The organism is Streptococcus sp. 53 (assembly GCF_013276565.1).
Taxonomy (GTDB): Bacteria; Bacillota; Bacilli; order Lactobacillales; family Streptococcaceae; genus Streptococcus.
Map to the genome: position 1 here is coordinate 1 of NZ_VMLG01000006.1, position 26,255 is coordinate 26,255.

28 protein-coding genes and 1 pseudogene are annotated in these 26,255 nt (G+C 40.8%); 28 read left to right on the top strand and 1 reads right to left on the bottom strand.

Annotated features, from left to right (window positions below):
* Nucleotides 1-166 precede the first annotated feature (166 nt).
* The 28 genes and pseudogenes from HT722_RS02130 (at nt 167) to purB (ending at nt 25,237) form a co-directional block, all read left to right on the top strand.
* Nucleotides 167-295, top strand: a complete 129-nt coding sequence (locus HT722_RS02130) for a smi_0059.1 family bacteriocin-like peptide (protein WP_173277290.1) — start codon at nt 167-169, stop codon at nt 293-295.
* A gap of 11 nt (nt 296-306) precedes the next feature.
* Entirely contained in the window at nt 307-447 is a 141-nt protein-coding gene (locus tag HT722_RS02135) for a hypothetical protein (protein ID WP_173277292.1), read from the top strand.
* Nucleotides 448-557: 110 nt separating this feature from the next.
* Complete coding sequence (locus HT722_RS02140) at nt 558-740, top strand: class IIb bacteriocin, lactobin A/cerein 7B family (protein WP_173277294.1); 183 nt, start codon at nt 558-560, stop codon at nt 738-740.
* A 240-nt stretch (nt 741-980) separates the two neighbouring features.
* On the top strand, nt 981-1,181 hold the full coding sequence (locus HT722_RS02145; protein ID WP_061439960.1) for an SPPN_00645 family bacteriocin-like peptide: 201 nt from the start codon (nt 981-983) through the stop codon (nt 1,179-1,181).
* Between the two features lie 299 nt (nt 1,182-1,480).
* Nucleotides 1,481-1,648: a class IIb bacteriocin, lactobin A/cerein 7B family gene (locus HT722_RS02150; RefSeq protein ID WP_001047582.1), complete on the top strand. Its 168-nt coding sequence runs from the start codon at nt 1,481-1,483 to the stop codon at nt 1,646-1,648.
* 3 nt (nt 1,649-1,651) lie between these two features.
* A complete protein-coding gene (locus tag HT722_RS10415; RefSeq protein WP_240146911.1) occupies nt 1,652-1,867 on the top strand; it encodes a bacteriocin immunity protein in 216 nt (71 codons plus the stop codon).
* Between the two features lie 80 nt (nt 1,868-1,947).
* Complete coding sequence (locus tag HT722_RS02155) at nt 1,948-2,127, top strand: hypothetical protein (protein WP_173277296.1); 180 nt, start codon at nt 1,948-1,950, stop codon at nt 2,125-2,127.
* A 674-nt stretch (nt 2,128-2,801) separates the two neighbouring features.
* Nucleotides 2,802-2,990, top strand: a complete 189-nt coding sequence (locus HT722_RS10425) for a hypothetical protein (protein WP_240146913.1) — start codon at nt 2,802-2,804, stop codon at nt 2,988-2,990.
* 308 nt (nt 2,991-3,298) lie between these two features.
* Nucleotides 3,299-5,452, top strand: a complete 2,154-nt coding sequence (gene comA / locus HT722_RS02160) for a peptide cleavage/export ABC transporter ComA (protein WP_173277299.1) — start codon at nt 3,299-3,301, stop codon at nt 5,450-5,452.
* A 12-nt stretch (nt 5,453-5,464) separates the two neighbouring features.
* On the top strand, nt 5,465-6,814 hold the full coding sequence (gene comB / locus HT722_RS02165; protein WP_173277301.1) for a competence pheromone export protein ComB: 1,350 nt from the start codon (nt 5,465-5,467) through the stop codon (nt 6,812-6,814).
* Between the two features lie 275 nt (nt 6,815-7,089).
* Nucleotides 7,090-7,797, top strand: coding sequence for a phosphoribosylaminoimidazolesuccinocarboxamide synthase (gene purC / locus HT722_RS02170; RefSeq protein WP_173277303.1), 708 nt, complete (start codon nt 7,090-7,092; stop codon nt 7,795-7,797).
* Nucleotide 7,798: 1 nt separating this feature from the next.
* A complete protein-coding gene (locus HT722_RS10705; RefSeq protein ID WP_079211609.1) occupies nt 7,799-7,942 on the top strand; it encodes a phosphoribosylaminoimidazolesuccinocarboxamide synthase in 144 nt (47 codons plus the stop codon).
* 56 nt (nt 7,943-7,998) lie between these two features.
* A complete protein-coding gene (locus tag HT722_RS02180) occupies nt 7,999-11,724 on the top strand; it encodes a phosphoribosylformylglycinamidine synthase (RefSeq protein ID WP_173277306.1) in 3,726 nt (1,241 codons plus the stop codon).
* A gap of 93 nt (nt 11,725-11,817) precedes the next feature.
* The gene (gene purF, locus HT722_RS02185) at nt 11,818-13,260 is read left to right on the top strand and encodes an amidophosphoribosyltransferase (RefSeq protein WP_049512445.1); all 1,443 of its coding nucleotides are present in this window, start codon (nt 11,818-11,820) and stop codon (nt 13,258-13,260) included.
* 36 nt (nt 13,261-13,296) lie between these two features.
* Nucleotides 13,297-14,319 carry a phosphoribosylformylglycinamidine cyclo-ligase gene (purM, locus tag HT722_RS02190; protein WP_173277308.1) on the top strand — a complete coding sequence of 341 codons (1,023 nt, stop codon included), beginning with the start codon at nt 13,297-13,299 and terminating at the stop codon, nt 14,317-14,319.
* Nucleotides 14,316-14,867, top strand: a complete 552-nt coding sequence (gene purN / locus HT722_RS02195) for a phosphoribosylglycinamide formyltransferase (protein WP_173277310.1) — start codon at nt 14,316-14,318, stop codon at nt 14,865-14,867. The genes purM and purN overlap by 4 nt, the downstream gene beginning before the upstream one ends.
* A gap of 44 nt (nt 14,868-14,911) precedes the next feature.
* Entirely contained in the window at nt 14,912-15,376 is a 465-nt protein-coding gene (locus HT722_RS02200) for a GNAT family N-acetyltransferase (RefSeq protein ID WP_000569798.1), read from the top strand.
* A 1-nt stretch (nt 15,377) separates the two neighbouring features.
* A pseudogene (locus HT722_RS02205) lies at nt 15,378-15,564 on the top strand (hypothetical protein); the annotation flags it as partial.
* 38 nt (nt 15,565-15,602) lie between these two features.
* Complete coding sequence (locus HT722_RS02210; protein ID WP_173277312.1) at nt 15,603-16,112, top strand: VanZ family protein; 510 nt, start codon at nt 15,603-15,605, stop codon at nt 16,110-16,112.
* A gap of 24 nt (nt 16,113-16,136) precedes the next feature.
* Nucleotides 16,137-17,684 carry a bifunctional phosphoribosylaminoimidazolecarboxamide formyltransferase/IMP cyclohydrolase gene (gene purH, locus HT722_RS02215; RefSeq protein ID WP_173277314.1) on the top strand — a complete coding sequence of 516 codons (1,548 nt, stop codon included), beginning with the start codon at nt 16,137-16,139 and terminating at the stop codon, nt 17,682-17,684.
* A gap of 121 nt (nt 17,685-17,805) precedes the next feature.
* On the top strand, nt 17,806-19,065 hold the full coding sequence (gene purD, locus HT722_RS02220) for a phosphoribosylamine--glycine ligase (RefSeq protein WP_173277316.1): 1,260 nt from the start codon (nt 17,806-17,808) through the stop codon (nt 19,063-19,065).
* 194 nt (nt 19,066-19,259) lie between these two features.
* Nucleotides 19,260-19,748, top strand: a complete 489-nt coding sequence (gene purE, locus HT722_RS02225) for a 5-(carboxyamino)imidazole ribonucleotide mutase (protein ID WP_112444911.1) — start codon at nt 19,260-19,262, stop codon at nt 19,746-19,748.
* A complete protein-coding gene (gene purK / locus HT722_RS02230) occupies nt 19,735-20,826 on the top strand; it encodes a 5-(carboxyamino)imidazole ribonucleotide synthase (protein ID WP_240146914.1) in 1,092 nt (363 codons plus the stop codon). Before purE ends, purK begins: the two co-directional genes overlap by 14 nt.
* Before the next feature lie 31 nt (nt 20,827-20,857).
* The gene (locus HT722_RS02235; RefSeq protein WP_173277320.1) at nt 20,858-21,736 is read left to right on the top strand and encodes an NYN domain-containing protein; all 879 of its coding nucleotides are present in this window, start codon (nt 20,858-20,860) and stop codon (nt 21,734-21,736) included.
* 69 nt (nt 21,737-21,805) lie between these two features.
* Nucleotides 21,806-22,033, top strand: coding sequence for a phosphoribosylaminoimidazole carboxylase (locus HT722_RS02240; protein WP_112444983.1), 228 nt, complete (start codon nt 21,806-21,808; stop codon nt 22,031-22,033).
* A gap of 82 nt (nt 22,034-22,115) precedes the next feature.
* Complete coding sequence (locus HT722_RS02245) at nt 22,116-23,051, top strand: hypothetical protein (protein ID WP_112444905.1); 936 nt, start codon at nt 22,116-22,118, stop codon at nt 23,049-23,051.
* The gene (locus HT722_RS02250) at nt 23,026-23,817 is read left to right on the top strand and encodes a hypothetical protein (protein ID WP_173277322.1); all 792 of its coding nucleotides are present in this window, start codon (nt 23,026-23,028) and stop codon (nt 23,815-23,817) included. Before HT722_RS02245 ends, HT722_RS02250 begins: the two co-directional genes overlap by 26 nt.
* Nucleotides 23,818-23,941: 124 nt before the next feature.
* Nucleotides 23,942-25,237, top strand: a complete 1,296-nt coding sequence (gene purB / locus HT722_RS02255) for an adenylosuccinate lyase (RefSeq protein WP_012972422.1) — start codon at nt 23,942-23,944, stop codon at nt 25,235-25,237.
* A gap of 206 nt (nt 25,238-25,443) precedes the next feature.
* Here the strand turns inward: purB and HT722_RS02260 are convergent, their stop codons facing one another.
* Nucleotides 25,444-26,160 (bottom strand): GntR family transcriptional regulator, encoded by a 717-nt coding sequence (locus HT722_RS02260; RefSeq protein ID WP_173277324.1) that lies wholly within the window; start codon nt 26,158-26,160, stop codon nt 25,444-25,446.
* Nucleotides 26,161-26,255: the final 95 nt, after the last annotated feature.

The window sequence follows — 26,255 nt, forward strand, 5'->3', positions numbered from 1 at the left end:
TCGAATAGATAAGTAAGAGGAAACAGAAAGGAGTCTGGTTTATGTATCTACCGATTTTCTATTCATGGTACATTAAATTATTTTTTAAATAAAATTTAATTTAGTTGTTCATTTTCGAAATTTTTTTCGAATAGATAAGTAAGAGGAAAAAGGAAGGAATAAAATAATGAAAGAACATTATTATGGATTTGTTGAGCTAACGTCGGAAGAATTGATCAATATTCAAGGTGGAGAAAATTGGACGAAGACCCTTGTAGATTGGTACATTGGATTTCGTAGAGGTTTTGGTTTTTAGGAGGATAAGAGATGAATGAAATGAATGATAAGTATACTATTGAAGTATTAAAGGAGAGCGACTTAGCTTTGCTGGTGGGTGGTAGCAAGGAAAGTTATCAACGGGGTCTAATTACAGGTCTATGGTTACGTCGTGCATTATTTGGATTCTAAGATAATATTTAGAGAGTAAAGGTTATCTATAACAACGAATAGAATATATGAAAAAGGAAAGACAAAAAACTACCTTTTTCAATCGTTAAGAATCAAAAAAGGAGAATAAGATGGAACAAATTAAAAATATGGAAAGTAGTTTTCATGTAATGAGTCATGAGGAATTGGCCGATGTAGAAGGAGGCTTGCTATTTGGTCTGGTAGTAGTTGGAGGAGTCGCAATTGCAGGAACATTTTTATTGGGTGCGGTAGATGGTGCTTCAGGAGCACATGCTAAGCGTCGTGGACGTTAACAGGGAAGGATGAGCGCTAATGGAACGCATAATAGAAAGTTGGATTACTAGGGTAGAGAATTTTTACAGTTTGCAGTCAATTCCTGTAAAAGTATTCATTTTCATAGTTGGAGTAGTTGGGATTTATGCTTTAGGGACATTACTTTTAGGACCGGTTTATTGGGCGGGGCAGAAGTTTGGCGAAACAATTTACAATTATTTGTTTTAATAAAAAATTATAGATAAAGAGGAACAGACATAATGAATATGATAAAAATTGAAGAAAAATTTGCAAGTCTTACAGAAAAAGATTTGGCAACAGTAGAGGGCGGTCGAGTGTCATGGAGAGGTAATATTAACATCGATGTCCATAAAGTGATTGATAGTACGGGAAGATTTTTCGGTGGTATCTATAATGCTGGTAGATCATTTGGGCGAAATGTTTACAATGCATTTTATTAATATAGTTTATTAAAATGAATATCATATATTATATTTTTGAATTCGTTTTCGAATAGACCATAATCTGATTGTAGTCAGAGAGGCATTTCTATGTTTTTAAAAAAAGAAGTGATATTATTAGGGGTATTGTTATCGCTACGTATTATTTTTACTATCGTTCAAATTTTAATTGACTATAAAATATTATCTGGACAGTATAGTATAAATTTTATGGATATTTCAGAAGTATTTACTTATCCAATACTCATTTTAATCATTTACATAGCAATAAAATATAATACAAAGGAGTAGTGACGAACATGAACTTAGAACAATTTTATCAATTATCTGACGATGAATTAGTGGGAACAAAAGGTGGTTTTGGTCTTGCGGAAGCAGTTGGGATTGCAGGAGTACTGAATGCTGCTGTACAAATTTTTAATGCTGGTTACAAATTTGGTTCAGACTTTGCTCGTCGTGGGCGTTAGATAATGAATAATCGCAACCTTAATCTCAATACATTGTTACCTAAACTAGCCGCGATATGTCCTTTGTTGGGAATAACTCTTAATCTCGCACTTCATGTGATTCGTACAGGTTCGTTAGTATCCTTTAATTGGAAATGGACTTTGGTTGGTTTGCTTTTCTCAGCATATTTTGGTATTTTTCGCAAAGATTTGTCAAAAAATAATCAAAACTATAAATGAAGAACATGAATCAAAAGGATTTTGTGCATATGAATGGTAGCGTTTTTCCGCCATTCTTGTCAGGTAATTAGGAGTTTCTTATGAAAATATTTTTATTAGGCTTTGCTGAGGGTTATTTTACCGTATCGCTCATAATCTACATCGTAACGTATTTGATTTTGAAAAATCCAATCAATACCCTATTTTATCCAGAAATTTACCCCGTTTTATTTGGGCTCTTTTATCTAGGATATAAGGTCAATAAAAAGCGAGTAGAGTAAACAGTTAAGAATGACTTGTTAGTCTGTGCTAAAATGACTAGAGTAGAATCTCAGAATGCATCACATTGGAGTTTAATATGAAATTCGTTAAATCAGTATTGAAAGTTTGGCCTGAAATCATGGTATTACTTAGTTCAATGTCTTATATCATCATCAGATTAGTAGCTGACATAAATAAAGTATCTTTACCTACTTGGTTTAATAGTTTCAATATACCAACGATTGCATTATTTATGATGGTCTTCATTCTTTTATACAGAAGTAAAGACAAAAAGAATGGATAGATTTGAAGCTGTAGACGCTCTATAGGGAATAGGCATCTTGTGGTAACGAATCAAAAAAAGGAGTAACTATGAATCGTAATTTAGAACGGTGTTATCTATTCTGACTATGAATAGATCATACCAGAGGTGGCTTAGAAATAGTAGGGACATTAGAAATTGAAGTAACTTTAAATAGGATGTCGTAAAGGTTGCTATCAATGATTTATTTGTCCCAAGCTTGCCTAGGGTGTCAGAAAAAATCATTTCCCTTTCAATAGCATATTTTTAGTAGGTAGGACGTTTGTTCTGCCTATTTTTTGCCAAAAAAAGTGCAGTTGAGGTGTTTATTTGAAGTTTTATATATATTTTTGATAAAATAGTTATAAAAATTAGGAAAGTTGAAGAAAAGAAATGAAGAAGATTTTAAGATATTTTTTAGTATTTATTTTTCTATTTTTGATGAATATTTTTATCTTTAAGATACTAGCAACTCTGGGATTTCAGCTGACAATGAGTGAAAAGAGTTATATTGTACCACCGCTGTTTTCGATTATAGTTTTATATATGATTGACAAAAGAATTAGGAAGAAAAAGAAATAAATATATATTTTAGGTGGAACGTTTGTTCTGCCTATTTTTTATCTTAAAAGTGCAGTTGGGAGGGAGATAGGTGCATTTGGGAAGGAAGTCCAGTTTTTCTTTGGGGATTGGGGTAAGATAGTTGTTATCAGATGAGTTTATACTCTTCGAAAATCAAATTCAAACCACGTCAACGTCGCCTTGCCGTATATATGTGACTGACTTCGTCAGTCCTATCTACAACCTCAAAACAGTGTTTTGAGCAGCCTGCGGCTAGTTTCCTAGTTTGCTCTTTGATTTTCATTGAGTATTAGGAAAAGGAGATGAATATGAAATTTGGGAAACGTCACTATCGTCCGCAGGTGGATCAGATGGACTGCGGTGTAGCTTCATTAGCCATGGTTTTTGGCTACTATGGTAGCTATTATTCTTTGGCTCACTTGCGAGAATTGGCCAAGACGACCATGGATGGGACGACGGCTTTGGGCTTGGTCAAGGTGGCAGAGGAGATTGGCTTTGAGACGCGAGCAATTAAGGCGGATATGACGCTTTTTGACTTGCCAGATTTGACTTTTCCTTTTGTTGCCCATGTGCTTAAGGAAGGGAAATTGCTCCACTACTATGTGGTGACTGGGCAGGACAAGGATAGCATTCATATTGCCGATCCAGATCCTGGGGTGAAATTGACCAAACTGCCACGTGAGCGTTTTGCGGAAGAATGGACAGGAGTGACTCTGTTTATGGCACCTAGTCCAGACTACAAGCCTCATAAGGATCAAAAAAATGGTCTGCTCTCTTTTATCCCTATATTAGTGAAGCAGCGTGGCTTGATTGCCAATATCGTTTTGGCGACGCTCTTGGTAACCGTGATTAATATTGTGGGTTCTTATTATCTGCAGTCTATCATTGATACCTATGTGCCAGATCAGATGCGTTCGACACTGGGGATTATTTCTATTGGGCTGGTTATCGTCTATATTCTCCAGCAGATTTTGTCTTACGCTCAGGAGTATCTCTTACTTGTTTTGGGGCAACGCTTATCGATTGACGTGATTTTGTCTTATATCAAGCATGTTTTCCACCTGCCTATGTCCTTTTTTGCGACACGCAGGACAGGGGAAATCGTGTCTCGTTTTACAGATGCTAACAGTATCATTGATGCGCTGGCTTCGACCATTCTTTCGATTTTCCTAGATGTGTCAACGGTTGTCATTATTTCTCTTGTTTTATTTTCACAAAATACCAATCTCTTTTTCATGACTTTATTGGCACTTCCTATCTACACAGTGATTATCTTTGCTTTTATGAAGCCGTTTGAAAAGATGAATCGGGATACCATGGAAGCCAATGCGGTTCTGTCTTCTTCTATCATTGAGGACATCAATGGTATTGAGACTATTAAGTCCTTGACTAGTGAAAGTTCACGTTATCAAAAGATTGACAAGGAATTTGTGGATTATCTGAAGAAATCCTTTACCTATAGTCGGGCAGAGAGTCAGCAAAAGGCTCTGAAAAAGGTTGCCCATCTCTTGCTCAATGTCGGAATTCTCTGGATGGGGGCTGTTCTGGTCATGGATGGCAAGATGAGTTTGGGGCAGTTGATTACCTATAATACCTTGCTTGTTTACTTTACCAATCCTTTGGAAAATATCATCAATCTGCAAACTAAGCTTCAGACAGCGCAGGTTGCCAATAACCGTCTAAATGAGGTTTATCTAGTAGCTTCGGAGTTTGAGGAGAAGAAAACGGTCGAGGACTTGAGCTTGATGAAGGGAGAGATGACTTTCAAGCAGGTTTACTATAAGTATGGCTATGGTCGAGATGTCTTGTCAGATATCAATTTGACCATTCCCCAAGGCTCTAAGGTGGCTTTTGTGGGAATTTCAGGGTCAGGTAAGACGACCTTGGCCAAGATGATGGTTAATTTTTATGATCCAAGTCAGGGAGAGATTAGTCTGGGTGGTGTCAATCTCAATCAGATTGATAAAAAGACTCTGCGTCAGTATATCAACTATCTGCCTCAACAGCCCTATGTCTTTAACGGAACGATTTTGGAGAATCTTCTCCTTGGGGCCAAGGAAGGGACGACTCAAGAGGATATCTTACGGGCAGTCGAATTGGCAGAGATTCGGGAGGACATTGAGCGCATGCCACTGAATTACCAGACAGAATTGACTTCGGATGGGGCAGGGATTTCAGGTGGTCAACGTCAGAGAATTGCTCTAGCGCGTGCTCTCTTGACAGATGCACCAGTCTTGATTTTGGATGAGGCGACCAGCAGTTTGGATATCTTGACAGAGAAGCGAATTGTCGATAATCTGATGGCTTTAGACAAGACCTTGATTTTCATCGCCCACCGCTTGACCATTGCTGAGCGGACAGAGAAGGTTGTTGTCTTGGATCAGGGCAAGATTGTCGAAGAAGGAAAGCATGCTGATTTGCTTGTACAGGGTGGCTTTTACGCCCATTTGGTCAATAGCTAGAAAGAGGAGAGGATGAAACCAGAATTTTTAGAAAGTGCGGAGTTTTATAATCGTCGTTACCATAATTTTTCCAGTCGGGTGATTGTCCCCATGTCCCTTCTGCTCGTGTTTTTGCTTGGCTTTGCAACATTTGCAGAGAAGGAGATGAGTTTGTCTACTAGAGCTACTGTTGAGCCTAGTCGTATCCTTGCAAATATACAGTCAACTAGCAACAATCGTATTCTTGTCAATCATTTGGAAGAAAATAAGCTGGTTAAAAAGGGAGAACTGTTGGTTCAATATCAAGAAGGGGCAGAGGGTGTCCAAGCGGAGGCCTATGCTAGTCAGTTGGACATGCTCAAGGACCAAAAAAAGCAATTGGAGTATTTGCAAAAAAGTCTGCAAGAAGGGGAGAACCACTTTCCAGAGGAGGATAAGTTTGGCTACCAAGCCACCTTTCGTGACTACATCAGCCAAGCAGGCAGTCTTAGGGCTAGTACATCGCAACAAAATGAGACCATCGCGTCCCAGAATGCAGCAGCTAGTCAAACCCAAGCTGAAATCGGGAACCTCATCAGTCAAACAGAGGCTAAAATTCGTGATTACCAGGCAGCTAAGTCAGCTATGGAAACAGGTGCTTCCTTGGCCAGTCAGAATCTAGCCTACTCTCTCTACCAGTCCTATAAGTCTCAGGGGGAGGAAAATTCGCAAGCTAAGGCACAAGCAGTTGCGCAGGTTGAAGCGCAGCTTTCTCAGTTAGAATCTAGCCTCGCTACTTACCGTGTCCAGTATGCAGGTTCAGGTACCCAGCAAGCCTATGCGTCAGGCTTAAGCAGTCAATTGGAGTCTCTCAAATCCCAACACTTGGCAAAGGTTGGTCAGGAATTGACCCTTCTAGACCAGAAAATCTTGGAGGCAGAGTCAGGTAAGAAGGTACAGGGAAATCTTTTAGATAAGGGGAAAATTACGGCGAGTGAGGATGGGGTGCTTCATCTTAATCCTGAGACCAGTGATTCTACCATGGTAGCAGAAGGTGCCTTACTAGCCCAACTCTATCCGTCCTTGGAAAAAGAAGGGAAAGCCAAACTCACAGCCTATCTTAGTTCAAAAGATGTAGCAAGGATCAAGGTCGGTGATTCTGTTCGCTATACTACGACTCATGATGCCAAGAATCAACTTTTCCTAGATTCTACTATTAGCAGCATCGATGCGACAGCTACCAAGACTGAAAAAGGGAATTTCTTTAAAATTGAGGCGGAGACTAATCTAACTTCGGAGCAGGCTGAAAAACTTCGGTATGGGGTGGAAGGTCGCTTGCAGATGATTACGGGCAGGAAAAGTTATCTACGTTATTATTTGGATCAATTTTTGAACAAAGAGTAATGTTCGTGTTTTTGGAGTTAATGCTCAATGAAAATCAAAGAGCAAACTAGGAAGCTAGCCGCAGGCTGTACTTGAGTACGGCAAGGTGAAGCTGACGTGGTTTGAATTTGATTTTCGAAGAGTATAAATGATTTTAAAACTGTGAGAAAGATCCTTCTTGCAGTTTTTTCTTTATGATTTTCGAAGTCACCACGCTATTTATTCGGTTAAATTCTTGTAATTTTAGGTTTTTTATGGTAGAATGTGCTCAAGTAATACGAAAGGCGAACTTTAAAATGTCAAAACAATTGATCTATTCGGGAAAAGCTAAAGATATCTATACAACTGAGGATGAAAATCTTATTATTTCAACTTACAAGGACCAGGCGACTGCTTTCAATGGTGTTAAGAAGGAGCAGATTGCAGGTAAGGGAGTGTTGAATAATCAGATTTCATCTTTTATTTTTGAGAAATTAAATTCGGCTGGTGTGGCGACTCACTTTGTGGAGAAACTTTCAGACACGGAACAACTCAATAAAAAGGTGGAAATCATTCCTTTGGAAGTCGTGCTCCGAAACTATACTGCTGGTTCCTTTTCAAAACGTTTTGGTGTGGATGAGGGAATCGTCTTGGAGACTCCGATTGTCGAATTTTACTATAAAAATGATGATTTGGATGATCCATTTATCAATGATGAGCATGTAAAATTCCTACAGATTGCGGATGACCAGCAGATTTCCTACTTGAAGGAAGAAACTCGTCGAATTAATGAACTTTTGAAAGCCTGGTTTGCTGAGATTGGGCTTAAGTTGGTTGACTTTAAGCTAGAGTTTGGTTTTGACAAGGATGGCAAGATTATCTTAGCAGACGAATTTTCACCAGATAACTGCCGCTTGTGGGATGCGGATGGCAACCACATGGATAAGGATGTTTTCCGTAGAGGATTGGGAGAACTAACAGACGTTTACGAGATCGTCTGGGAGAAGTTGCAAGGTTTGAAATAATCTGTTTGCAACGGAAAACCTTCGTCTCTCAACTAAAAGGACTCAGGCTGAAAAGGTACCCCAGACCTTTTCACTCCGTAGGGGACTAGGTGAATTAACAGATGTTTACGAGATTGTTTGGGAAAAGTTGCAGGAATTGAAATAACAGTCTCAAGGCTGTTTAGGCACATTGCAAGAGCTGAAATAAAGGAATAAGGATTGATGGATAAACGTATTTTTGTTGAAAAAAAGGCTGATTTTCAGGTTAAGTCAGAGAGTTTGGTTAGAGAACTCCAGCACAACTTGGGACTTTCAAGCTTGAAAAGTATTCGTATTGTGCAAGTGTATGATGTATTTGACTTAGCAGAGGGCTTGTTTGCGCCTGCAGAGAAACACATTTTCTCTGAGCAGGTGACAGACCATGTCTTGGATGAAGCTGCTGTACAGGCGGATCTTGCCAACTATGCTTTCTTTGCCATTGAAAGTCTGCCTGGCCAATTTGACCAGCGTGCAGCTTCTTCACAAGAAGCCTTGCTTTTGCTGGGAAGTTCGAGTGATGTAACGGTTAATACTGCTCAACTTTACTTGGTGAATAAAGATATCGATGTGACGGAATTAGAAGCGGTCAAAAACTACCTGCTTAATCCAGTTGATTCTCGTTTCAAGGACATCACGACAGGGATTGCCAAGCAGGAATTTTCAGAGTCAGACAAGACCATTCCTAAATTGACTTTCTTTGAAAGTTATGTGGCAGAAGACTTTGCTCGCTACAAGGCTGAGCAAGGGATGGCTATGGAAGTGGATGATTTGCTCTTTATCCAAGACTATTTCAAGTCTATTGGACGTGTGCCAACTGAGACTGAACTCAAGGTTTTGGACACTTACTGGTCTGACCACTGCCGTCACACGACTTTTGAGACTGAGTTAAAGCAGATTGATTTCTCAGCTTCTAAATTCCAAAAACAATTGCAGTCAACCTATGAAAAATATATTGCCATGCGTGATGAGTTGGGACGTACGGAAAAACCGCAAACCTTGATGGATATGGCTACTATTTTCGGTCGTTATGAGCGTGCTAATGGTCGTTTGGATGATATGGAAGTGTCAGATGAAATCAATGCTTGCTCTGTTGAAATTGAAGTGGATGTCAATGGTGTGAAAGAACCTTGGCTCCTCATGTTCAAAAATGAAACCCACAACCATCCAACGGAAATTGAGCCATTTGGTGGCGCGGCTACTTGTATCGGTGGAGCCATTCGTGACCCATTGTCAGGTCGTTCCTACGTTTATCAAGCCATGCGTATTTCAGGTGCGGGTGATATCACAGCACCGATTTCGGGAACGCGTGCTGGGAAGCTGCCACAACAAGTCATTTCTAAAACAGCTGCCCATGGTTATTCTTCATATGGTAACCAGATTGGGCTTGCCACAACCTACGTTCGTGAGTACTTCCACCCAGGCTTTGTAGCTAAACGCATGGAGCTTGGTGCCGTTGTTGGTGCGGCTCCCAAGGGCAATGTGGTCCGTGAAAAACCGGAAGCGGGAGATGTGATTATTCTCCTTGGAGGTAAGACTGGACGTGATGGTGTCGGTGGTGCGACAGGTTCTTCTAAGGTTCAAACAGTTGAGTCTGTGGAAACTGCTGGAGCTGAGGTTCAAAAAGGGAATGCCATCGAAGAACGCAAGATTCAACGTCTGTTCCGTAATGGCGATGTGACCCGTCTTATCAAGAAATCCAATGACTTTGGGGCAGGCGGTGTCTGTGTGGCTATCGGTGAATTAGCAGACGGCCTTGAAATCGACCTTAACAAAGTGCCTCTTAAATACCAAGGCCTAAATGGTACCGAAATTGCCATCTCTGAATCTCAAGAACGGATGGCTGTGGTGGTTCGTCCTGAAGATGTGGATGCCTTCGTTGCGGAATGTAACAAAGAGAATATTGACGCTGTTGTGGTGGCGACAGTGACGGAAAAACCAAATCTGGTCATGCACTGGAATGGTGAAACCATTGTCGACTTGGAACGTCGTTTCCTTGACACCAATGGTGTGCGTGTGGTCGTCGATGCTAAGGTCGTGGACAAGGATGTCAAGCTTCCAGAAGAACGTCAAACATCTGCTAACACACTGGAAGCTGATACACTTACAGTTCTATCTGACCTCAACCATACTAGTCAAAAAGGCTTGCAGACCATCTTTGACTGCTCTGTTGGACGCTCAACGGTTAATCATCCGCTTGGTGGCCGCTATCAACTCACTCCAACTGAAGCTTCTGTGCAAAAATTACCAGTTCAACACGGTTTGACTCATACTGCGTCAGTCATGGCTCAAGGTTTCAACCCTTATGTAGCAGAATGGTCTCCATACCACGGTGCTGCTTATGCGGTTATTGAAGCGACTGCTCGTTTGGTTGCTGCTGGTGCCAACTGGTCTAAGGCTCGTTTCTCTTACCAAGAGTATTTCGAGCGTATGGATAAACAAGCTGAGCGTTTTGGTCAGCCAGTAGCAGCTCTCCTAGGCTCTATCGAAGCTCAGATTCAGCTTGGCTTGCCATCTATCGGTGGGAAGGACTCTATGTCTGGTACCTTTGAAGAATTGACAGTACCACCAACCTTGGTAGCCTTTGGGGTGACGACGGCAGATAGCCGTAAGGTCCTCTCTCCAGAGTTCAAAACTGCTGGGGAAAATATCTACTACATCCCAGGTCAAGCCCTCTCTGCAGAAATTGATTTTGACTTGATTAAGTCTAACTTTGCTCAGTTTGAATCCCTTCAAAAGGCTCACAAAGTAACAGCAGCTTCAGTTGTTAAATACGGCGGTGTGCTTGAAAGTTTGGCACTTGCTACTTTTGGAAATCATATCGGTGCAGAGGTAACCTTGCCTGAACTAGAAACGGCTTTGACAGCTCAATTGGGCGGATTTGTTTTCACATCTCCTGAAGAAATCGTTGGATTGGAGAAGATTGGACAAACAAAAGCAGACTTTACACTAACTGTCAATGGTGTGAAGCTAGATGGACACAAACTTGACAGTGCCTTCCAAGGAAAACTGGAAGAAGTTTACCCAACAGAATTTGCCCAAGCCAAAGAACTAGCTGAAGTACCAGCTGTAGCATCAGATGTTATGATTAAAGCAAAAGAAAAGCTTGAAAAACCGGTAGTTTATATCCCAGTCTTCCCAGGAACCAACTCAGAGTATGACTCAGCTAAGGCCTTTGAAAAAGAAGGTGCAGAGGTCAACTTGGTGCCATTCGTGACCTTGAATGAAGAAGCCATTGTCAAGTCTGTTGAAACCATGGTTGACAACATCGGCAAGGCTAATATCCTCTTCTTTGCAGGTGGATTCTCAGCTGCGGACGAGCCAGATGGTTCAGCCAAGTTCATTGTCAATATTCTGCTCAATGAAAAAGTCCGTGTGGCTATTGATAGCTTTATCGCCCGTGGTGGCTTGATTATCGGTATCTGTAATGGATTCCAGGCTCTCGTAAAATCAGGTCTTCTTCCATACGGAAACTTTGAAGAGGCCAAAAGTACTAGCCCAACCCTCTTCTACAATGATGCCAACCAACACGTGGCCAAGATGGTGGAAACTCGGATTGCCAATACCAACTCGCCATGGTTGGCTGGAGTAGAAGTGGGCGATATCCACGCTATTCCTGTTTCACACGGTGAAGGGAAGTTTGTCGTGACAGCTGAGGAATTTGCAGAGCTCCGTGACAATGGTCAAATCGTTAGCCAATACGTTGACTTTGATGGAAAACCAAGTATGGATTCTAAGTACAATCCGAATGGTTCTGTCCATGCCATCGAAGGAATTACCAGCAAGAATGGTCAAATCATCGGTAAGATGGGCCACTCAGAACGCTATGAGGACGGTCTTTTCCAAAACATCCCAGGAAATAAAGACCAGCACCTGTTCGCGTCAGCGGTTAAATATTTTACTGGAAAATAAGACTTGCAGATGTTTTAATAGATAGTATCAGTAATGTAAAAGTCATGTAGATTTAGCTCTTGGTGCTACACAAATAAAAATTAGGTATATAAAATGACATACGAAGTAAAATCTCTTAATGAAGAATGTGGTGTTTTCGGTATCTGGGGACATCCAGATGCTGCTAAATTGACCTATTTTGGGCTCCACAGTCTTCAACACCGTGGTCAGGAGGGGGCAGGAATCCTCTCCAATGATCAAGGGAAACTAAAGCGCCATCGCGATATGGGTCTTCTATCAGAAGTCTTCAGAAATCCTGCTAACTTAGATAAATTGACGGGAACTGGTGCGATTGGGCATGTGCGTTATGCGACTGCTGGCGAAGCTTCTGTTGATAACATCCAACCCTTCCTCTTCCGTTTTCACGATATGCAGTTTGGTTTGGCTCATAATGGAAATCTGACCAATGCAGCCTCTCTCAAGAAAGAACTGGAACAAAGAGGAGCAATTTTCAGCGCGACTTCGGACTCTGAAATCTTGGCTCACCTCATTCGTCGTAGTCATAATCCTAGCTTGATGGGCAAAATCAAGGAAGCGCTCAGCCTTGTCAAAGGTGGTTTTGCCTATATCTTGCTGTTTGAGGACAAGTTGATTGCGGCTCTTGACCCCAATGGTTTCCGTCCACTTTCAATCGGGAAAATGGCCAACGGAGCGGTGGTGGTTTCCTCTGAAACTTGTGCTTTTGAGGTTATTGGTGCTGAATGGATTCGTGATTTGAAGCCAGGTGAGATTGTGATCATCGATGACAAGGGAATCCAGTATGACAGTTATACAGATGATACCCAGTTAGCAATCTGTTCTATGGAGTATATCTATTTTGCTCGCCCTGATTCTAATATCCACGGTGTCAATGTCCATACAGCACGTAAGCGTATGGGAGCGCAATTGGCGCGTGAATTCAAGCATGAGGCGGATATTGTAGTCGGTGTGCCCAATTCTTCCCTAAGCGCGGCTATGGGATTTGCGGAAGAGTCTGGTTTGCCAAATGAAATGGGACTCATCAAGAACCAATACACCCAACGTACCTTTATCCAACCGACTCAAGAATTGCGGGAGCAAGGGGTGCGGATGAAACTGTCTGCTGTTTCTGGTGTTGTCAAAGGCAAGCGTGTGGTTATGATTGATGACTCTATTGTACGTGGAACAACCTCTCGTCGTATCGTTCAACTCTTGAAAGAAGCGGGTGCAACTGAGGTTCACGTTGCTATTGGTAGTCCAGCGCTAGCTTATCCATGTTTCTACGGGATTGATATCCAAACCCGTCAGGAGCTGATTGCAGCCAATCATACGGTCGAAGAAACTCGCCAAATCATTGGTGCGGACAGTCTGACCTATCTTTCTGTTGAGGGGTTGATTGATTCAATTGGGATTGAAACGGATGCGCCAAATGGTGGTCTCTGTGTTGCTTATTTTGACGGTGACTACCCAACACCTCTCTATGACTACGAAGAAGACTATCGTAAAAGTTTGGAAGAAAAGACCAGTTTTTACAAATAGACGAAAGATCCTCCATTAAAGAAAAGGAATATAAAAATGACAAATAAAAATGCTTATGCCCAGTCTGGCGTGGATGTTGAAGCGGGTTATGAAGTTGTTGAACGGATTAAAAAGCACGTGGCTCGTACGGAGCGTGCAGGTGTCATGGGAGCTCTGGGTGGCTTTGGCGGTATGTTTGACCTTTCGAAGACTGGGGTTAAAGAACCCGTCTTGATTTCAGGGACTGATGGTGTCGGAACTAAGCTCATGCTGGCTATCAAGTACGACAAGCACGATACCATCGGTCAGGACTGTGTGGCCATGTGTGTTAATGACATCATCGCTGCAGGTGCTGAGCCTCTCTATTTTCTCGACTATGTGGCGACAGGCAAGAATGAACCAGCTAAGCTAGAACAGGTCGTTGCTGGTGTAGCAGAAGGTTGTGTGCAGGCAGGCGCTGCTCTTATCGGTGGGGAAACAGCTGAAATGCCTGGTATGTATGGCGCAGATGACTATGACTTGGCTGGTTTTGCGGTCGGTGTGGCTGAAAAATCTCAAATAATTGACGGTTCAAAAGTGGCAGAGGGAGATGTTCTTCTCGGACTTGCTTCAAGTGGGATTCATTCCAATGGTTACTCTCTCGTCCGTCGTGTCTTTGCGGATTACACAGGTGAGGAAGTCCTGCCAGAATTGGAAGGCAAGAAACTCAAGGAAGTTCTTCTGGAGCCGACTCGTATCTATGTCAAGGCTGTTTTGCCACTCATCAAGGAAGAGTTGGTCAACGGTATTGCCCACATCACAGGTGGGGGCTTTATCGAAAATGTTCCTCGTATGTTTGCAGATGACCTAGCTGCAGAGATTGAGGAAAGCAAGGTACCAGTTTTGCCAATCTTTAAAGCTCTTGAAAAATACGGTGAAATCAAGCATGAAGAAATGTTTGAAATCTTCAATATGGGTGTGGGACTCATGCTGGCAGTTAGCCCTGAGAATGTAGATCGCGTCAAGGAATTATTGGATGAACCAGTCTATAAAATTGGTCGCATCGTCAAGAAAGAAAACGAAAGTGTCATCATCAAATGAAAAAAATAGCGGTTTTTGCCTCGGGTAATGGCTCAAATTTTCAGGTGATAGCGGAACAATTTCCAGTGGAGTTTGTCTTTTCAGACCATCGTGATGCCTATGTGCTTGAGCGTGCAAAGCAGCTCGGCGTTCTGTCCTATGCTTTTGAACTCAAGGAGTTTGAGAGCAAGGCAGACTACGAAGCAGCCCTTGTCGAACTCTTGGAAGAACACCAGATTGACTTGGTTTGCCTAGCAGGCTACATGAAAATCGTTGGACCAACCTTATTGTCGGCTTATGAAGGTCGGATTGTCAACATTCATCCAGCCTACCTGCCAGAATTTCCAGGAGCTCATGGGATTAAGGATGCTTGGAATGCTGGTGTTGCTGAGAGTGGTGTGACCATTCACTGGGTAGATTCGGGTGTGGATACAGGAAAGGTTATCAAACAAGTACGTGTGCCACGGCTGGCTGATGATACCATTGACAGTTTTGAAGAACGGATTCATGAAGCGGAGTACAAGTTGTATCCAGAGGTTCTGGATAGTTTGGGAGTAGGGAGAAGATAAGAAGTAAATCAAATTTTGATTGTGCAATTTTGCTAGGAGAAAAAATGATTGAGATAAAATTAGTAGATGAGAGCAGTTTTCAGGCAGTGCTGGATTTGAAAATATCTGAAGCTGATGAACGAGCACGTTTCGTGTCTCCAAATGTACGCTCTTTAGCTGACGCATGGCTCTACCGAGAGAATGGGGATGTGTTTCCAATGGCAATTTATTGGAATGAGCTTGTAGTTGGTTTTCTCCTGTTGGAAATAGATAAGGATGAAGCGGAATACTTTATCTGGCGGATAATGATTGGCCAGCAGTACCAAGGAAGAGGTTATGGACGAAAAGCCGTGGAATTTCTGATCAAAAAGGCTCAGATGGATAGCACTTGCAATCATATTATCGCAGATTATGTGGTTGGAAATGAAAAAATGAAGCACCTGTTGACTAGTTTGGGTTTTCAGGAAACAGGATTTATAGAAGAAAATAATGAAGTCGCTATGCGCTTGGACCTAAAGAAAGAGGAATAGAATGACGAAAAAAGCTTTAATCAGTATCTCAAACAAAGATGGTATTGTTGAATTTGCCCAAGAACTTAAAAAAACTCGGTTGGGACATCATCTCAACAGGTGGAACCAAGGTTGCCCTTGATAATGCTGGGGTGAGCACCAGTGCCATTGATGATTCATATGATATCTTTGATTTAAAATTGGAGTCAGTGATTGTCGAAGACGACTTCAAACGGAGGTATTTGTAATGTTAGAATCTAAAAAAACAACTCGATATGTATTTTATGTCTATCTGATGTTATTAACTTGGGGAATCTTATTTAAGTTTGAAACAAATCCTGAATTTATAGCATTTTTCTTAGCTCCAAGGTATATCAATTGGATTCCATTTTCAGAACCACTAATAGTAGATGGAAAAATTGTTTTTACTGAAATGTTATTTAATCTGATTTCCTTTATTCCATTAGGTGTTTGTTTCCCTCTGATAAAAACTAGTTTATCTAGTTTAAGAATAGTCGGGACAGGTTTCTTGATTAGTTTATTGTTTGAGTGCTTACAGTATATTTTAGCAATAGGTATAACAGATATAACGGATTTGGCTTTAAATACGCTAGGTGTTTGTGTAGGCTTATTGATTTATCAAATTTTTATAAGAGTGTTCAAATCACAGACTAGAAAATGGGTCAATATCTTAGGTATGCTTAGCCTTAGTTTTGCTTATTTTGTTTTACTGTTACTGCATTTAATTGGTGTTTAACTAATGATTAAAAAGGAGAATATAATGACTAAACGCGCCTTAATCAGCGTATCAGACAAAGCGGGCATTGTTGAATTTGCCCAGGAACTTAAAAAACTTGGTTGGGAGATTATCTCGACAGGTGGGACCAAGGTTGCCCTTGATACTGCTGGGGTGGACACCATTGCTATCGATGATGTGACTGGTTTTCCAGAAATGATGGACGGTCGTGTCAAGACCCTTCACCCAAATATCCACGGTGGATTACTCGCTCGTCGTGATTTGGATAGTCACTTGGAAGCAGCCAAGGAGAACCAAATTGAGCTTATCGACCTAGTTGTGGTCAATCTTTACCCATTTAAGGAAACCATCCTCAAACCAGATGTGACGTACGCGGATGCTGTGGAGAATATCGATATTGGGGGTCCGTCTATGCTTCGCTCAGCAGCGAAAAATCATGCCAGCGTAACAGTTGTGGTAGATCCTGCTGACTATGCAGTGGTTTTGGACGAGTTGTCAGCCAATGGTGAAACAACTTACGAAACTCGACAACGTTTGGCAGCCAAGGTTTTCCGTCACACAGCGGCTTATGATGCCTTGATTGCAGAGTATTTCACAGCTCAAGTGGGTGAAGAAAAACCTGAAAAACTGACTTTGACCTATGACCTCAAGCAAGCTATGCGTTACGGTGAAAATCCTCAACAAGATGCAGACTTTTACCAAAAAGCCTTGCCAACAGACTACTCGATTGCTTCAGCTAAACAGCTTAACGGTAAGGAATTGTCATTCAACAATATTCGTGACGCTGATGCTGCTATCCGTATCATCCGTGACTTCAAAGACCGTCCAACAGTTGTGGCTCTCAAACACATGAATCCATGTGGAATCGGTCAGGCTGAAGACATCGAGACTGCTTGGGACTACGCTTATGAGTCTGACCCAGTGTCTATCTTTGGTGGTATCGTTGTTCTTAACCGTGAGGTGGATGCTGCGACAGCTGAGAAGATGCACGGCGTTTTCCTTGAAATCATCATTGCACCAAGCTATACGGATGAAGCGCTAGCCATTTTGACCAATAAAAAGAAAAACTTGCGTATCCTTGCCTTGCCATTTGATGCTCAAGAGGCTAGCGAAGTGGAAGCAGAATACACAGGTGTAGTTGGTGGACTTCTGGTGCAAAACCAAGATGTGGTCAAGGAAAGCCCAGCTGACTGGCAAGTGGTGACCAAACGTCAGCCAACTGAGACAGAAGCGACAGCTCTTGAGTTTGCTTGGAAAGCTATTAAATACGTCAAATCAAACGGTATCATCGTGACCAATGATCATATGACGCTGGGTGTTGGCCCAGGTCAAACCAATCGCGTGGCTTCTGTTCGTATTGCGATTGACCAAGCCAAAGACCGTCTTGACGGTGCTGTGCTTGCTTCTGATGCCTTCTTCCCATTTGCGGATAATGTGGAAGAAATCGCCAAAGCAGGTATCAAGGCCATCATCCAGCCAGGTGGATCCGTCCGTGACCAAGAATCCATCGAAGCCGCTGACAAATATGGCTTGACTATGGTCTTCACAGGAGTGAGACATTTTAGACATTAAGAACGTTAAAGGGAAGAAAAAAGTTTCTTTCCTTTTTTGCGTAAAAATGTGGAGTGAAACAAGATTAAAGCGAACGTTTGTGGTATAATGTTATTAAATAATTCGTAAAAGAGGTTGTGAGATGAAACTACTTGTTGTCGGTTCGGGTGGTCGTGAACATGCGATTGCTAAGAAGTTGCTTGAGTCAAAAGAGGTAGAAAAGGTTTTTGTTGCTCCTGGGAATGATGGGATGACTCTGGATGGTCTGGAATTGGTGAACATCTCTATTTCCGAACATTCCAAATTGATTGAGTTTGCAAAAGACAACGATGTTGCTTGGACCTTTATAGGGCCAGATGACGCCCTTGCGGCTGGTATCGTGGATGATTTCCATGCAGCGGGTCTCAAAGCCTTTGGTCCGACAAGATTGGCAGCGGAGCTGGAGTGGTCCAAGGATTTTGCCAAGGAAATCATGGTCAAATACGGCGTTCCGACGGCAACCTATGGCACATTCTCAGACTTTGAGGAAGCCAAGGCCTATATCGAAAAGCATGGTGCGCCTATCGTAGTCAAAGCGGATGGCTTGGCGCTTGGGAAGGGCGTCGTTGTTGCGGAGACGGTTGAGCAAGCGGTCGAAGCAGCTCACGAGATGCTTTTGGACAATAAATTTGGTGACTCAGGTGCGCGTGTGGTCATCGAGGAATTCCTCGACGGTGAGGAGTTCTCTCTCTTTGCCTTTGTCAATGGGGACAAGTTCTACATCATGCCAACGGCTCAGGATCACAAACGTGCCTACGACGGGGACAAGGGCCCTAACACTGGTGGGATGGGTGCCTATGCACCAGTTCCACACTTGCCACAGAGTGTAGTTGATACAGCGGTTGAGACTATTGTCAAGCCAGTCCTTGAGGGCATGATTCAAGAAGGTCGTCCTTATCTGGGTATCCTTTACGCAGGGCTTATCTTGACAGCAGATGGACCCAAAGTCATCGAGTTCAATGCTCGTTTCGGAGATCCAGAAACGCAAATTATCCTGCCTTGTTTGACATCTGACTTTGCACAAAATATCACAGATATTCTGGATGGCAAGGAGCCAAACATCACGTGGACGGACAAGGGTGTGACTCTGGGTGTGGTTGTCGCATCCAACGGTTACCCGCTAGACTATGAAAAAGGTGTCAAGTTGCCAGCCAAAACCGATGGCGACATCATTACCTACTATGCAGGGGCTAAGTTTGCGGAAAATAGCAGAGCACTGCTCTCAAACGGCGGACGAGTTTATATGCTCGTCACCACAGCAGAAACCGTCAAAGAAGCCCAAGACACCATCTACCAAGAACTCGCCCAACAAAAAATAGAAGGCCTCTTTTACCGAACAGATATCGGAAGCAAGGCTATTTGATAAAGATGTAAGAAAAAAGCGACGCAGTCGCCAAACAGGATAATGGTCGCCGTGGTGAAAAGACCAGAACAGTATCTGTTCTGGTCTAGGGAAAATTTGAGACCTTAGGCTCAAATTGTAGAAATGAAACCGAAGGTTTGCTTCCGTCCCCACCACCTAAGGTGATTGTTGAAAAACAGTAAAAAGGAGAAGAAATGAAACCCGTAATTTCCATCATCATGGGCTCAAAATCAGACTGGGCAACCATGCAAAAAACAGCAGAAGTCCTAGACCGCTTCGGTGTAGCCTACGAAAAGAAAGTTGTTTCTGCCCACCGTACGCCAGACATTATGTTCAAGCATGCAGAAGAAGCACGTAGCCGTGGCATCAAGGTTATCATCGCAGGTGCTGGAGGCGCAGCCCATTTGCCAGGTATGGTAGCGGCTAAAACAACCCTTCCAGTCATTGGTGTACCAGTCAAATCACGTGCTCTTAGTGGCGTGGACTCGCTCTATTCTATCGTACAAATGCCGGGCGGTGTGCCTGTTGCGACAATGGCTATCGGTGAAGCCGGTGCGACAAATGCGGCCCTCTTCGCCCTCCGTCTCCTGTCAGTAGAGGATCAAGCTATCGCGACGGCTTTGGCAGATTTTGCAGAAGAACAAGGAAAAATTGCAGAGGAGTCGACGAATGAGCTCATCTAAAACAATCGGAATTATCGGTGGCGGCCAGCTGGGTCAAATGATGGCTATTTCTGCTATCTACATGGGCTACAAGGTTATCGCGTTGGATCCTGTGACTGATTGCCCGGCCTCTCGCGTGGCGGAAATCATCGTGGCTCCTTATAACGATGTAGACGCCCTCCGTCAGTTGGCTGAGCGTTGCGATGTCCTCACCTATGAGTTTGAAAATGTCGCTGCTGACGGTTTGGATGCTGTCATCAAGGATGGACAACTCCCTCAAGGGACAGACCTGCTCCGCATTTCACAAAATCGCATCTTTGAAAAGGATTTTCTCTCAAATAAGGCACAAGTCACTGTGGCGCCTTATAAGGTTGTGACTTCTAGCCAAGACTTGGCGGAGATTGACCTGGCCAAAAACTATGTCCTCAAGACTGCTACTGGTGGATACGATGGCCATGGACAAAAGGTCATTCGCTCGGCAGAAGACTTGGAAGAAGCCAATGCACTAGCCGATTCAGCAGACTGTGTTTTGGAAGAATTTGTCAATTTTGACCTTGAAATTTCTGTCATTGTATCAGGAAATGGCAAGGATGTGACAGTTTTCCCAGTTCAGGAAAATATCCACCGCAACAACATCCTTTCAAAAACTATTGTGCCTGCTCGCATTTCTGAAAGTTTAGCTGAGAAAGCCAAAGCTATGGCAGTGAGAATCGCTGAGCAACTCAACTTGTCTGGAACCCTTTGCGTGGAAATGTTTGCGACAGCTGATGACATCATTGTCAATGAAATTGCCCCACGTCCACATAACTCTGGGCACTATTCTATTGAAGCCTGTGATTTCTCGCAGTTTGATACCCATATATTGGGTGTTCTGGGAGCACCATTGCCAGCCATCAAACTACATGAGCCTGCTGTTATGCTTAATGTCCTCGGCCAGCATGTCGAGGCTGCTGAAAAATATGTCACAGAAAATCCAAGCGCCCACCTCCACCTGTATGGTAAAATAGAAGCGAAGCACAACCGCAAGATGGGACATGTGACTTTATTTAGTGATGAACCAGACAATGTGGTTGAGTTTGGGGAAGGGATAGGTTTTTAGGTTGTTAAAATAATGAACAATGGGGAAGTTTATGGATTTATTATTGATTGATAATTCGAATATTTTTATTGAAGTAAAAAATCTTGTAGGTCAAGATGGAAGATTTGATTATGATAAATTTGTAAAAAATTATACAAAATTTAAAAATCAGAAAAAGATATTAGTAGGATCTACTCCTCCGAAAAGTGATGGGTTTTGGTCGACTATGAAGAGTAAAGGTTTTGATGTATATACTTATGAGCGTAAACAAAAAGGAGAAAAAACAGTTGATTCAAAAATAATTGCTAAAGGTGTATCGTTTATTGTTCAACAAGACCATCCTGCAACATTGAACCTTTTAAGCGGAGATTTTGACATGTTTCCTCTTATTGAAGAAGCTTTGGAGAAGAACTGGATAGTTATTTTATGGTCCTGGAAAGATAGTTTAAGTAACGAATACTTAGATGTTAAGGAAATTACAATTAAATATCTTGATGATGTAGCAGAAGATTTAATTTATTTTAATCGTGATATTGATGGATATTATGAAAAAGAATATTTTAGAGAAAGAGAAATACGTCTTGCAAGAGAAAAACAGGAGCGAGAATTCAATCAGGCTAAGCAGTGTGCTAAAAATAAAATTTCTAGGTTATGTTATATAGATAAAAATATCTATTTGGAGCGAATTGACGAATTAGTTAATTTTGAACAAATTTCAGAAATTGATAGTATAGTTTCCGCTGCCAAATCGGAAGATTTAAATCTGAAAAACGAAGCAATAGAAAAAGAGAATGAACATAAAAGACTTGCTAAAGAAGCTAAAAGACAAGCACGAAAAGAAATGTTGAGACGAAATTGGAGCTTGATTGCGACTGGATCGGCTACATTTGCTGGATTTATTGTTTACACTATTAAAAAAATAAAAAAATAATATACTTTTATCAACAAATATAATTGTATCAGTAGACACAATTATATTATATAGAAAGGGAGTATGACTATGATTCAACTCATTGTCAATGCTTTTGTTGAAAAAGATAAGACTGGAGCAGTCATCGAAGTCTTGTATGCTAGTAGCAATCACGAAAAGGTGAAAGCTAAGTATGAAGAGCTAGTTGCCCAATATCCTGAAAACTATCTAGCTATCTATGATATCCCGTTGGATACGGATTTGAATACACTCGATCACTACCCATCTGTTTGGATTGGGAAAGAAGAATTTGAGTAGTAAAATAGGACATAAATTATAAGATTTGCTGTTTTATCTTTGTTAGGAAACCTATTACTTTTGAAAGGGTGTTAATAGTTAAATGAAGTATGTAACATACAAATTATCTAGTGATGGAAGTTATAACAATAAAAAAAGAAAAATTACTGGAAATAAAAAGAAGCTGGTTGAAGCGATCTATTATTCATTAAGGAAAAGGTTGGTATTTCGAGGGATAGATAAAAAAATATATAAGAACTTTAAGGACTTTATTTTTATTGGTGGTGAAAAAGCAAGATTTAATTTATTTAAGGATTTAGAAAATGATTTGGGTTATAATACTCTGGAAGAGTGGAATGAAAAGGAATACGAGAATTTTAAGCTGGTATTAAAACATTTAAAAGAAAATTTTGAAAATTTTGCAACTTATGGTATATCTGGTGATATTAATGCTATAATTGAGAAGATAAAAAATTATAAAGATACATACAATTATTCTTATTATGATATGTATTTAAAAGTACTAAGTATTTTACATATTGTACAAGATAAAGCTCCTTTTCAATCGAAAATTCCTTGTGTATCAACATCTAGAAATAAAGATATTGCACAGAAAATATTTTCTGAAAAAGATGATGTTTCATATACAATAGTTGCTTTTACGAATAACTCACCAGAATGTATGTATCTTGAAACAAAAAAGATTAAACAATTTTGTAATGAAATTGGAATGAAAGGCTTTAAAGATAAGTATAATGAGGTAATATTTTTAGATTGTATTTTTCCGCATAATATTTTAGGATTGATAGAAAAAAGTCGTTCTGGCAAAGAAGTATTTATTGTAAATCCTAATTTATTGAAAATGATAGATAAGGCAGATTCTTTTGATGACTTAATAAAGACATTAAAAAAAAGTGGTGTAGAGATTAATCAAATAGCTTTCTATCGAAAACTGAAAGAAAGTAGTTTATATCAAAAGTATATATTTCAGGAAGAACGAAGAAGGTTGATTGATGAGATTATGGGTGAAAATGAGTAAAAAAATTTTTTGGATTATAATCTTAATCCTAATATTGGTGTTATTAGGTTTATTCCATATTGATACCAAAGATTGTATTTTGAAAACCTATAGATTAAATAATGAATTTTGGTCAAGTTTGATTAGTGCTATAATTGGGGCTATTGTAACTATATACGGTATTTATTGGACTATCAGCGTAGAAAATAAAAAACATAAAGCGGATTTAATAAATAGTCATAAGCCCTATTTAAGATATTTTATTTCAATTGGAATTTATCCGTATAGAAAGATTGATCAATCTAAAAGAACAGATATTTTAGACTATAAAATAGAATTTTCGCAAAATCCAGATAAATCTCTTATTTTTCCCTTATATGTAGAAAATATAGGATTGGGGCATGCTTTTATTGAAGATATAAGAATCGATGAAAAGGGACCTAGTAAATCGAAGAGAATGAAAATTATAAAAAAAGATGATGATAGTGTCTTTTATGTGGAAATAAAAAATATATCTAAAGATGAAATTAAAAAAATAAAATTGGTCGTACACTATAAAGATTTCTTTGATACAAAATATAGTGATACTATTAAAGTGGCGTTTACCAAAGATGGGGAACCTGTGCTTTTTGATAAGAACTCTGCTAAGGAAGCACTAAATCGATATTTTGAACAACATACCGTAGATAAGGAAGCGTATGAGTGTATAATTGAAGAAATGCTTGACCAAAAGAATTTTATTGTAAAAGGTTTATCCTATGAAAATATGTCTAAGCAAGGAGAGTAGCCTTACATATTAGAATACCTTTTTAATAGTTGGTGAGATCTTTGATTACTTTGGCCAATAATTTTTTATTTGAAGTTGCGATTTCGATAAAAGAAGAAAATAGATGATAAAAAGGAGAAACAACATGATCAACCGTTACTCTCGCCCTGAGATGGCGAACATTTGGAGTGAAGAAAATAAATACCGTGCTTGGCTTGAGGTGGAAATCTTGGCTGACGAGGCATGGGCTGAGTTGGGGGAAATCCCTAAGGAAGATGTGGCTTTGATCCGCGAGAAAGCGGACTTTGACATCGACCGTATTTTGGAAATTGAGCAGGAGACTCGTCATGACGTGGTGGCTTTCACGCGTGCGGTTTCTGAGACTCTTGGTGAAGAGCGCAAGTGGGTCCACTATGGCTTGACTTCTACTGACGTGGTGGACACGGCCTACGGTTACCTTTACAAGCAGGCCAACGACATCATCCGTCGTGACCTTGAAAATTTCACCAACATCATCGCTGATAAGGCTAAGGAGCACAAGTTTACCATCATGATGGGTCGTACCCACGGTGTGCACGCTGAGCCGACAACCTTTGGTCTTAAATTGGCGACTTGGTATAGTGAAATGAAGCGCAATATCGAGCGTTTTGAGCATGCGGCTGCTGGTGTGGAAGCTGGTAAGATTTCTGGTGCGGTTGGAAACTTCGCCAACATCCCACCATTCGTTGAGCAATACGTCTGCGACAAATTGGGTATCCGTGCCCAAGAAATTTCTACACAAGTCCTTCCTCGTGACCTTCACGCTGAGTACTTTGCAGTTCTTGCCAGCATCGCGACTTCTATCGAACGTATGGCGACTGAGATTCGTGGCTTGCAAAAATCTGAACAACGTGAAGTAGAAGAGTTCTTTGCTAAAGGTCAAAAAGGGTCTTCAGCCATGCCTCACAAACGCAACCCAATCGGTTCTGAAAATATGACTGGGCTTGCGCGTGTTATCCGTGGTCATATGATTACAGCTTATGAAAACGTGGCTCTCTGGCACGAACGTGACATCTCTCACTCATCAGCTGAGCGTATCATCACACCAGATACGACCATTTTGATTGATTACATGCTTAACCGTTTTGGAAATATTGTCAAGAACTTGACGGTCTTTCCAGAAAATATGATTCGCAACATGAACTCGACTTTTGGTCTTATCTTTAGCCAACGGGCTATGTTGACTTTGATTGAAAAAGGCATGACCCGTGAGCAAGCCTATGACTTGGTACAACCAAAAACAGCCTATTCTTGGGACAATCAAGTAGACTTCAAACCATTGCTAGAAGCAGATCCAGAGGTGACATCACGCCTCACACAAGAGGAAATCGATGAGATTTTTAACCCTCTTTACTATACCAAACGGGTGGATGATATTTTTGAACGTCTTGGATTAGGATAATTAGAATAAAAATCGAATTTCTATTACTCCATTTATAGGAGTAGCAGAACTTCGATTTTTATTTTGTCTTAAAGTGTTTTTTGATAAAAAGATCCCTAATATTTTAGTAAAATTTAAACAAATTTGATTTACATATATAAAATAGCGTTTTAATGGGATATAATAAGCATAGAAAAAGCCCAAGCGATTAGGCTCAGGCTTTCTTCTTAGTGATCACGGTCACATGAGATGAATTTAATCTTGTAATAATCAGATCGTTTGTAAGTTTCACTGTATCCTAAAACTTGACCAGTTGATTCGAGTTTGGTGATTTTAGTTTGTAGGACAGTAGGGAATTGTTCATCGACTCCGAGGACTGAAGCCGCATGTTCTGGAGTTGGAAAGACTATTTCGTTGATTTCTTCAAAGTGTTCATCATTCATGTGAATGTGGTAGTCTAACTTGAAACGGTTATAGATAGAACTATAGTATTCAAGGTTTGGATAATTTGCGTTGATATATTGTTCTGGGATGTAGGATGTATGGTAGATATAAACGACACCGTTTGATTCGCGGACACGTTCAATCTTGTAGTAGAATTGATCGCCGCGTAGACCCAATTTTTCCAAGTAAGCGAGTTTGTTTCCGCGTTCAATTGAAAGAACAGTTACCTTATCATCTTTAGCATTAAAGAGTTCAATATCTGAAAACTCTACAAGCTTGTGTTTGCGTGCGCGTGAAACGAATGTCCCCTTTCCTTGTTGGCGGACAATATAGCCATCTTTAGCAAGGTCGTTTAAGGCGCGGACAACTGTGATAGAACTGACATCGTACATTGAAATGAGCTCTGCTTCAGTGTAAAATTTATCTCCGCTGCTAAATTGCCCAGAGATGATTTTATTTTTTAATTCGTCTTTTATGTATTGATATTTGGGAATTGCCATATTTTTACCTCTATTTTCCTTCTCCATAGAAAATTTTACCATAAAAGCGAAAAAAATAGTAGTCTTTTGAATAAAAAATTAGAATAATAGTTTGA

Bases quoted from the DNA above. Each gene is read 5' to 3' on its own strand.
- purD (WP_173277316.1), top strand. From the start codon at position 17,806: ATGAAACTACTTGTTGTCGGTTCGGGTGGTCGTGAACATGCGATTGCT.
- HT722_RS02260 (WP_173277324.1), bottom strand. From the start codon at position 26,160: ATGGCAATTCCCAAATATCAATACATAAAAGACGAATTAAAAAATAAA.
- purH (WP_173277314.1), top strand. From the start codon at position 16,137: ATGACTAAACGCGCCTTAATCAGCGTATCAGACAAAGCGGGCATTGTT.
- purM (WP_173277308.1), top strand. From the start codon at position 13,297: ATGACAAATAAAAATGCTTATGCCCAGTCTGGCGTGGATGTTGAAGCG.
- HT722_RS02155 (WP_173277296.1), top strand. From the start codon at position 1,948: ATGAAAATATTTTTATTAGGCTTTGCTGAGGGTTATTTTACCGTATCG.
- HT722_RS02150 (WP_001047582.1), top strand. From the start codon at position 1,481: ATGAACTTAGAACAATTTTATCAATTATCTGACGATGAATTAGTGGGA.
- HT722_RS02145 (WP_061439960.1), top strand. From the start codon at position 981: ATGAATATGATAAAAATTGAAGAAAAATTTGCAAGTCTTACAGAAAAA.
- purK (WP_240146914.1), top strand. From the start codon at position 19,735: ATGAGCTCATCTAAAACAATCGGAATTATCGGTGGCGGCCAGCTGGGT.
- HT722_RS02210 (WP_173277312.1), top strand. From the start codon at position 15,603: ATGTTAGAATCTAAAAAAACAACTCGATATGTATTTTATGTCTATCTG.
- HT722_RS02235 (WP_173277320.1), top strand. From the start codon at position 20,858: ATGGATTTATTATTGATTGATAATTCGAATATTTTTATTGAAGTAAAA.
- purN (WP_173277310.1), top strand. From the start codon at position 14,316: ATGAAAAAAATAGCGGTTTTTGCCTCGGGTAATGGCTCAAATTTTCAG.
- HT722_RS10425 (WP_240146913.1), top strand. From the start codon at position 2,802: ATGAAGAAGATTTTAAGATATTTTTTAGTATTTATTTTTCTATTTTTG.
- HT722_RS02140 (WP_173277294.1), top strand. From the start codon at position 558: ATGGAACAAATTAAAAATATGGAAAGTAGTTTTCATGTAATGAGTCAT.
- HT722_RS02135 (WP_173277292.1), top strand. From the start codon at position 307: ATGAATGAAATGAATGATAAGTATACTATTGAAGTATTAAAGGAGAGC.
- comA (WP_173277299.1), top strand. From the start codon at position 3,299: ATGAAATTTGGGAAACGTCACTATCGTCCGCAGGTGGATCAGATGGAC.
- HT722_RS02245 (WP_112444905.1), top strand. From the start codon at position 22,116: ATGAAGTATGTAACATACAAATTATCTAGTGATGGAAGTTATAACAAT.
- HT722_RS02130 (WP_173277290.1), top strand. From the start codon at position 167: ATGAAAGAACATTATTATGGATTTGTTGAGCTAACGTCGGAAGAATTG.
- HT722_RS02250 (WP_173277322.1), top strand. From the start codon at position 23,026: ATGAGATTATGGGTGAAAATGAGTAAAAAAATTTTTTGGATTATAATC.
- comB (WP_173277301.1), top strand. From the start codon at position 5,465: ATGAAACCAGAATTTTTAGAAAGTGCGGAGTTTTATAATCGTCGTTAC.
- purB (WP_012972422.1), top strand. From the start codon at position 23,942: ATGATCAACCGTTACTCTCGCCCTGAGATGGCGAACATTTGGAGTGAA.
- HT722_RS02240 (WP_112444983.1), top strand. From the start codon at position 21,806: ATGATTCAACTCATTGTCAATGCTTTTGTTGAAAAAGATAAGACTGGA.
- purC (WP_173277303.1), top strand. From the start codon at position 7,090: ATGTCAAAACAATTGATCTATTCGGGAAAAGCTAAAGATATCTATACA.
- purE (WP_112444911.1), top strand. From the start codon at position 19,260: ATGAAACCCGTAATTTCCATCATCATGGGCTCAAAATCAGACTGGGCA.
- HT722_RS02180 (WP_173277306.1), top strand. From the start codon at position 7,999: ATGGATAAACGTATTTTTGTTGAAAAAAAGGCTGATTTTCAGGTTAAG.
- purF (WP_049512445.1), top strand. From the start codon at position 11,818: ATGACATACGAAGTAAAATCTCTTAATGAAGAATGTGGTGTTTTCGGT.
- HT722_RS10415 (WP_240146911.1), top strand. From the start codon at position 1,652: ATGAATAATCGCAACCTTAATCTCAATACATTGTTACCTAAACTAGCC.
- HT722_RS02200 (WP_000569798.1), top strand. From the start codon at position 14,912: ATGATTGAGATAAAATTAGTAGATGAGAGCAGTTTTCAGGCAGTGCTG.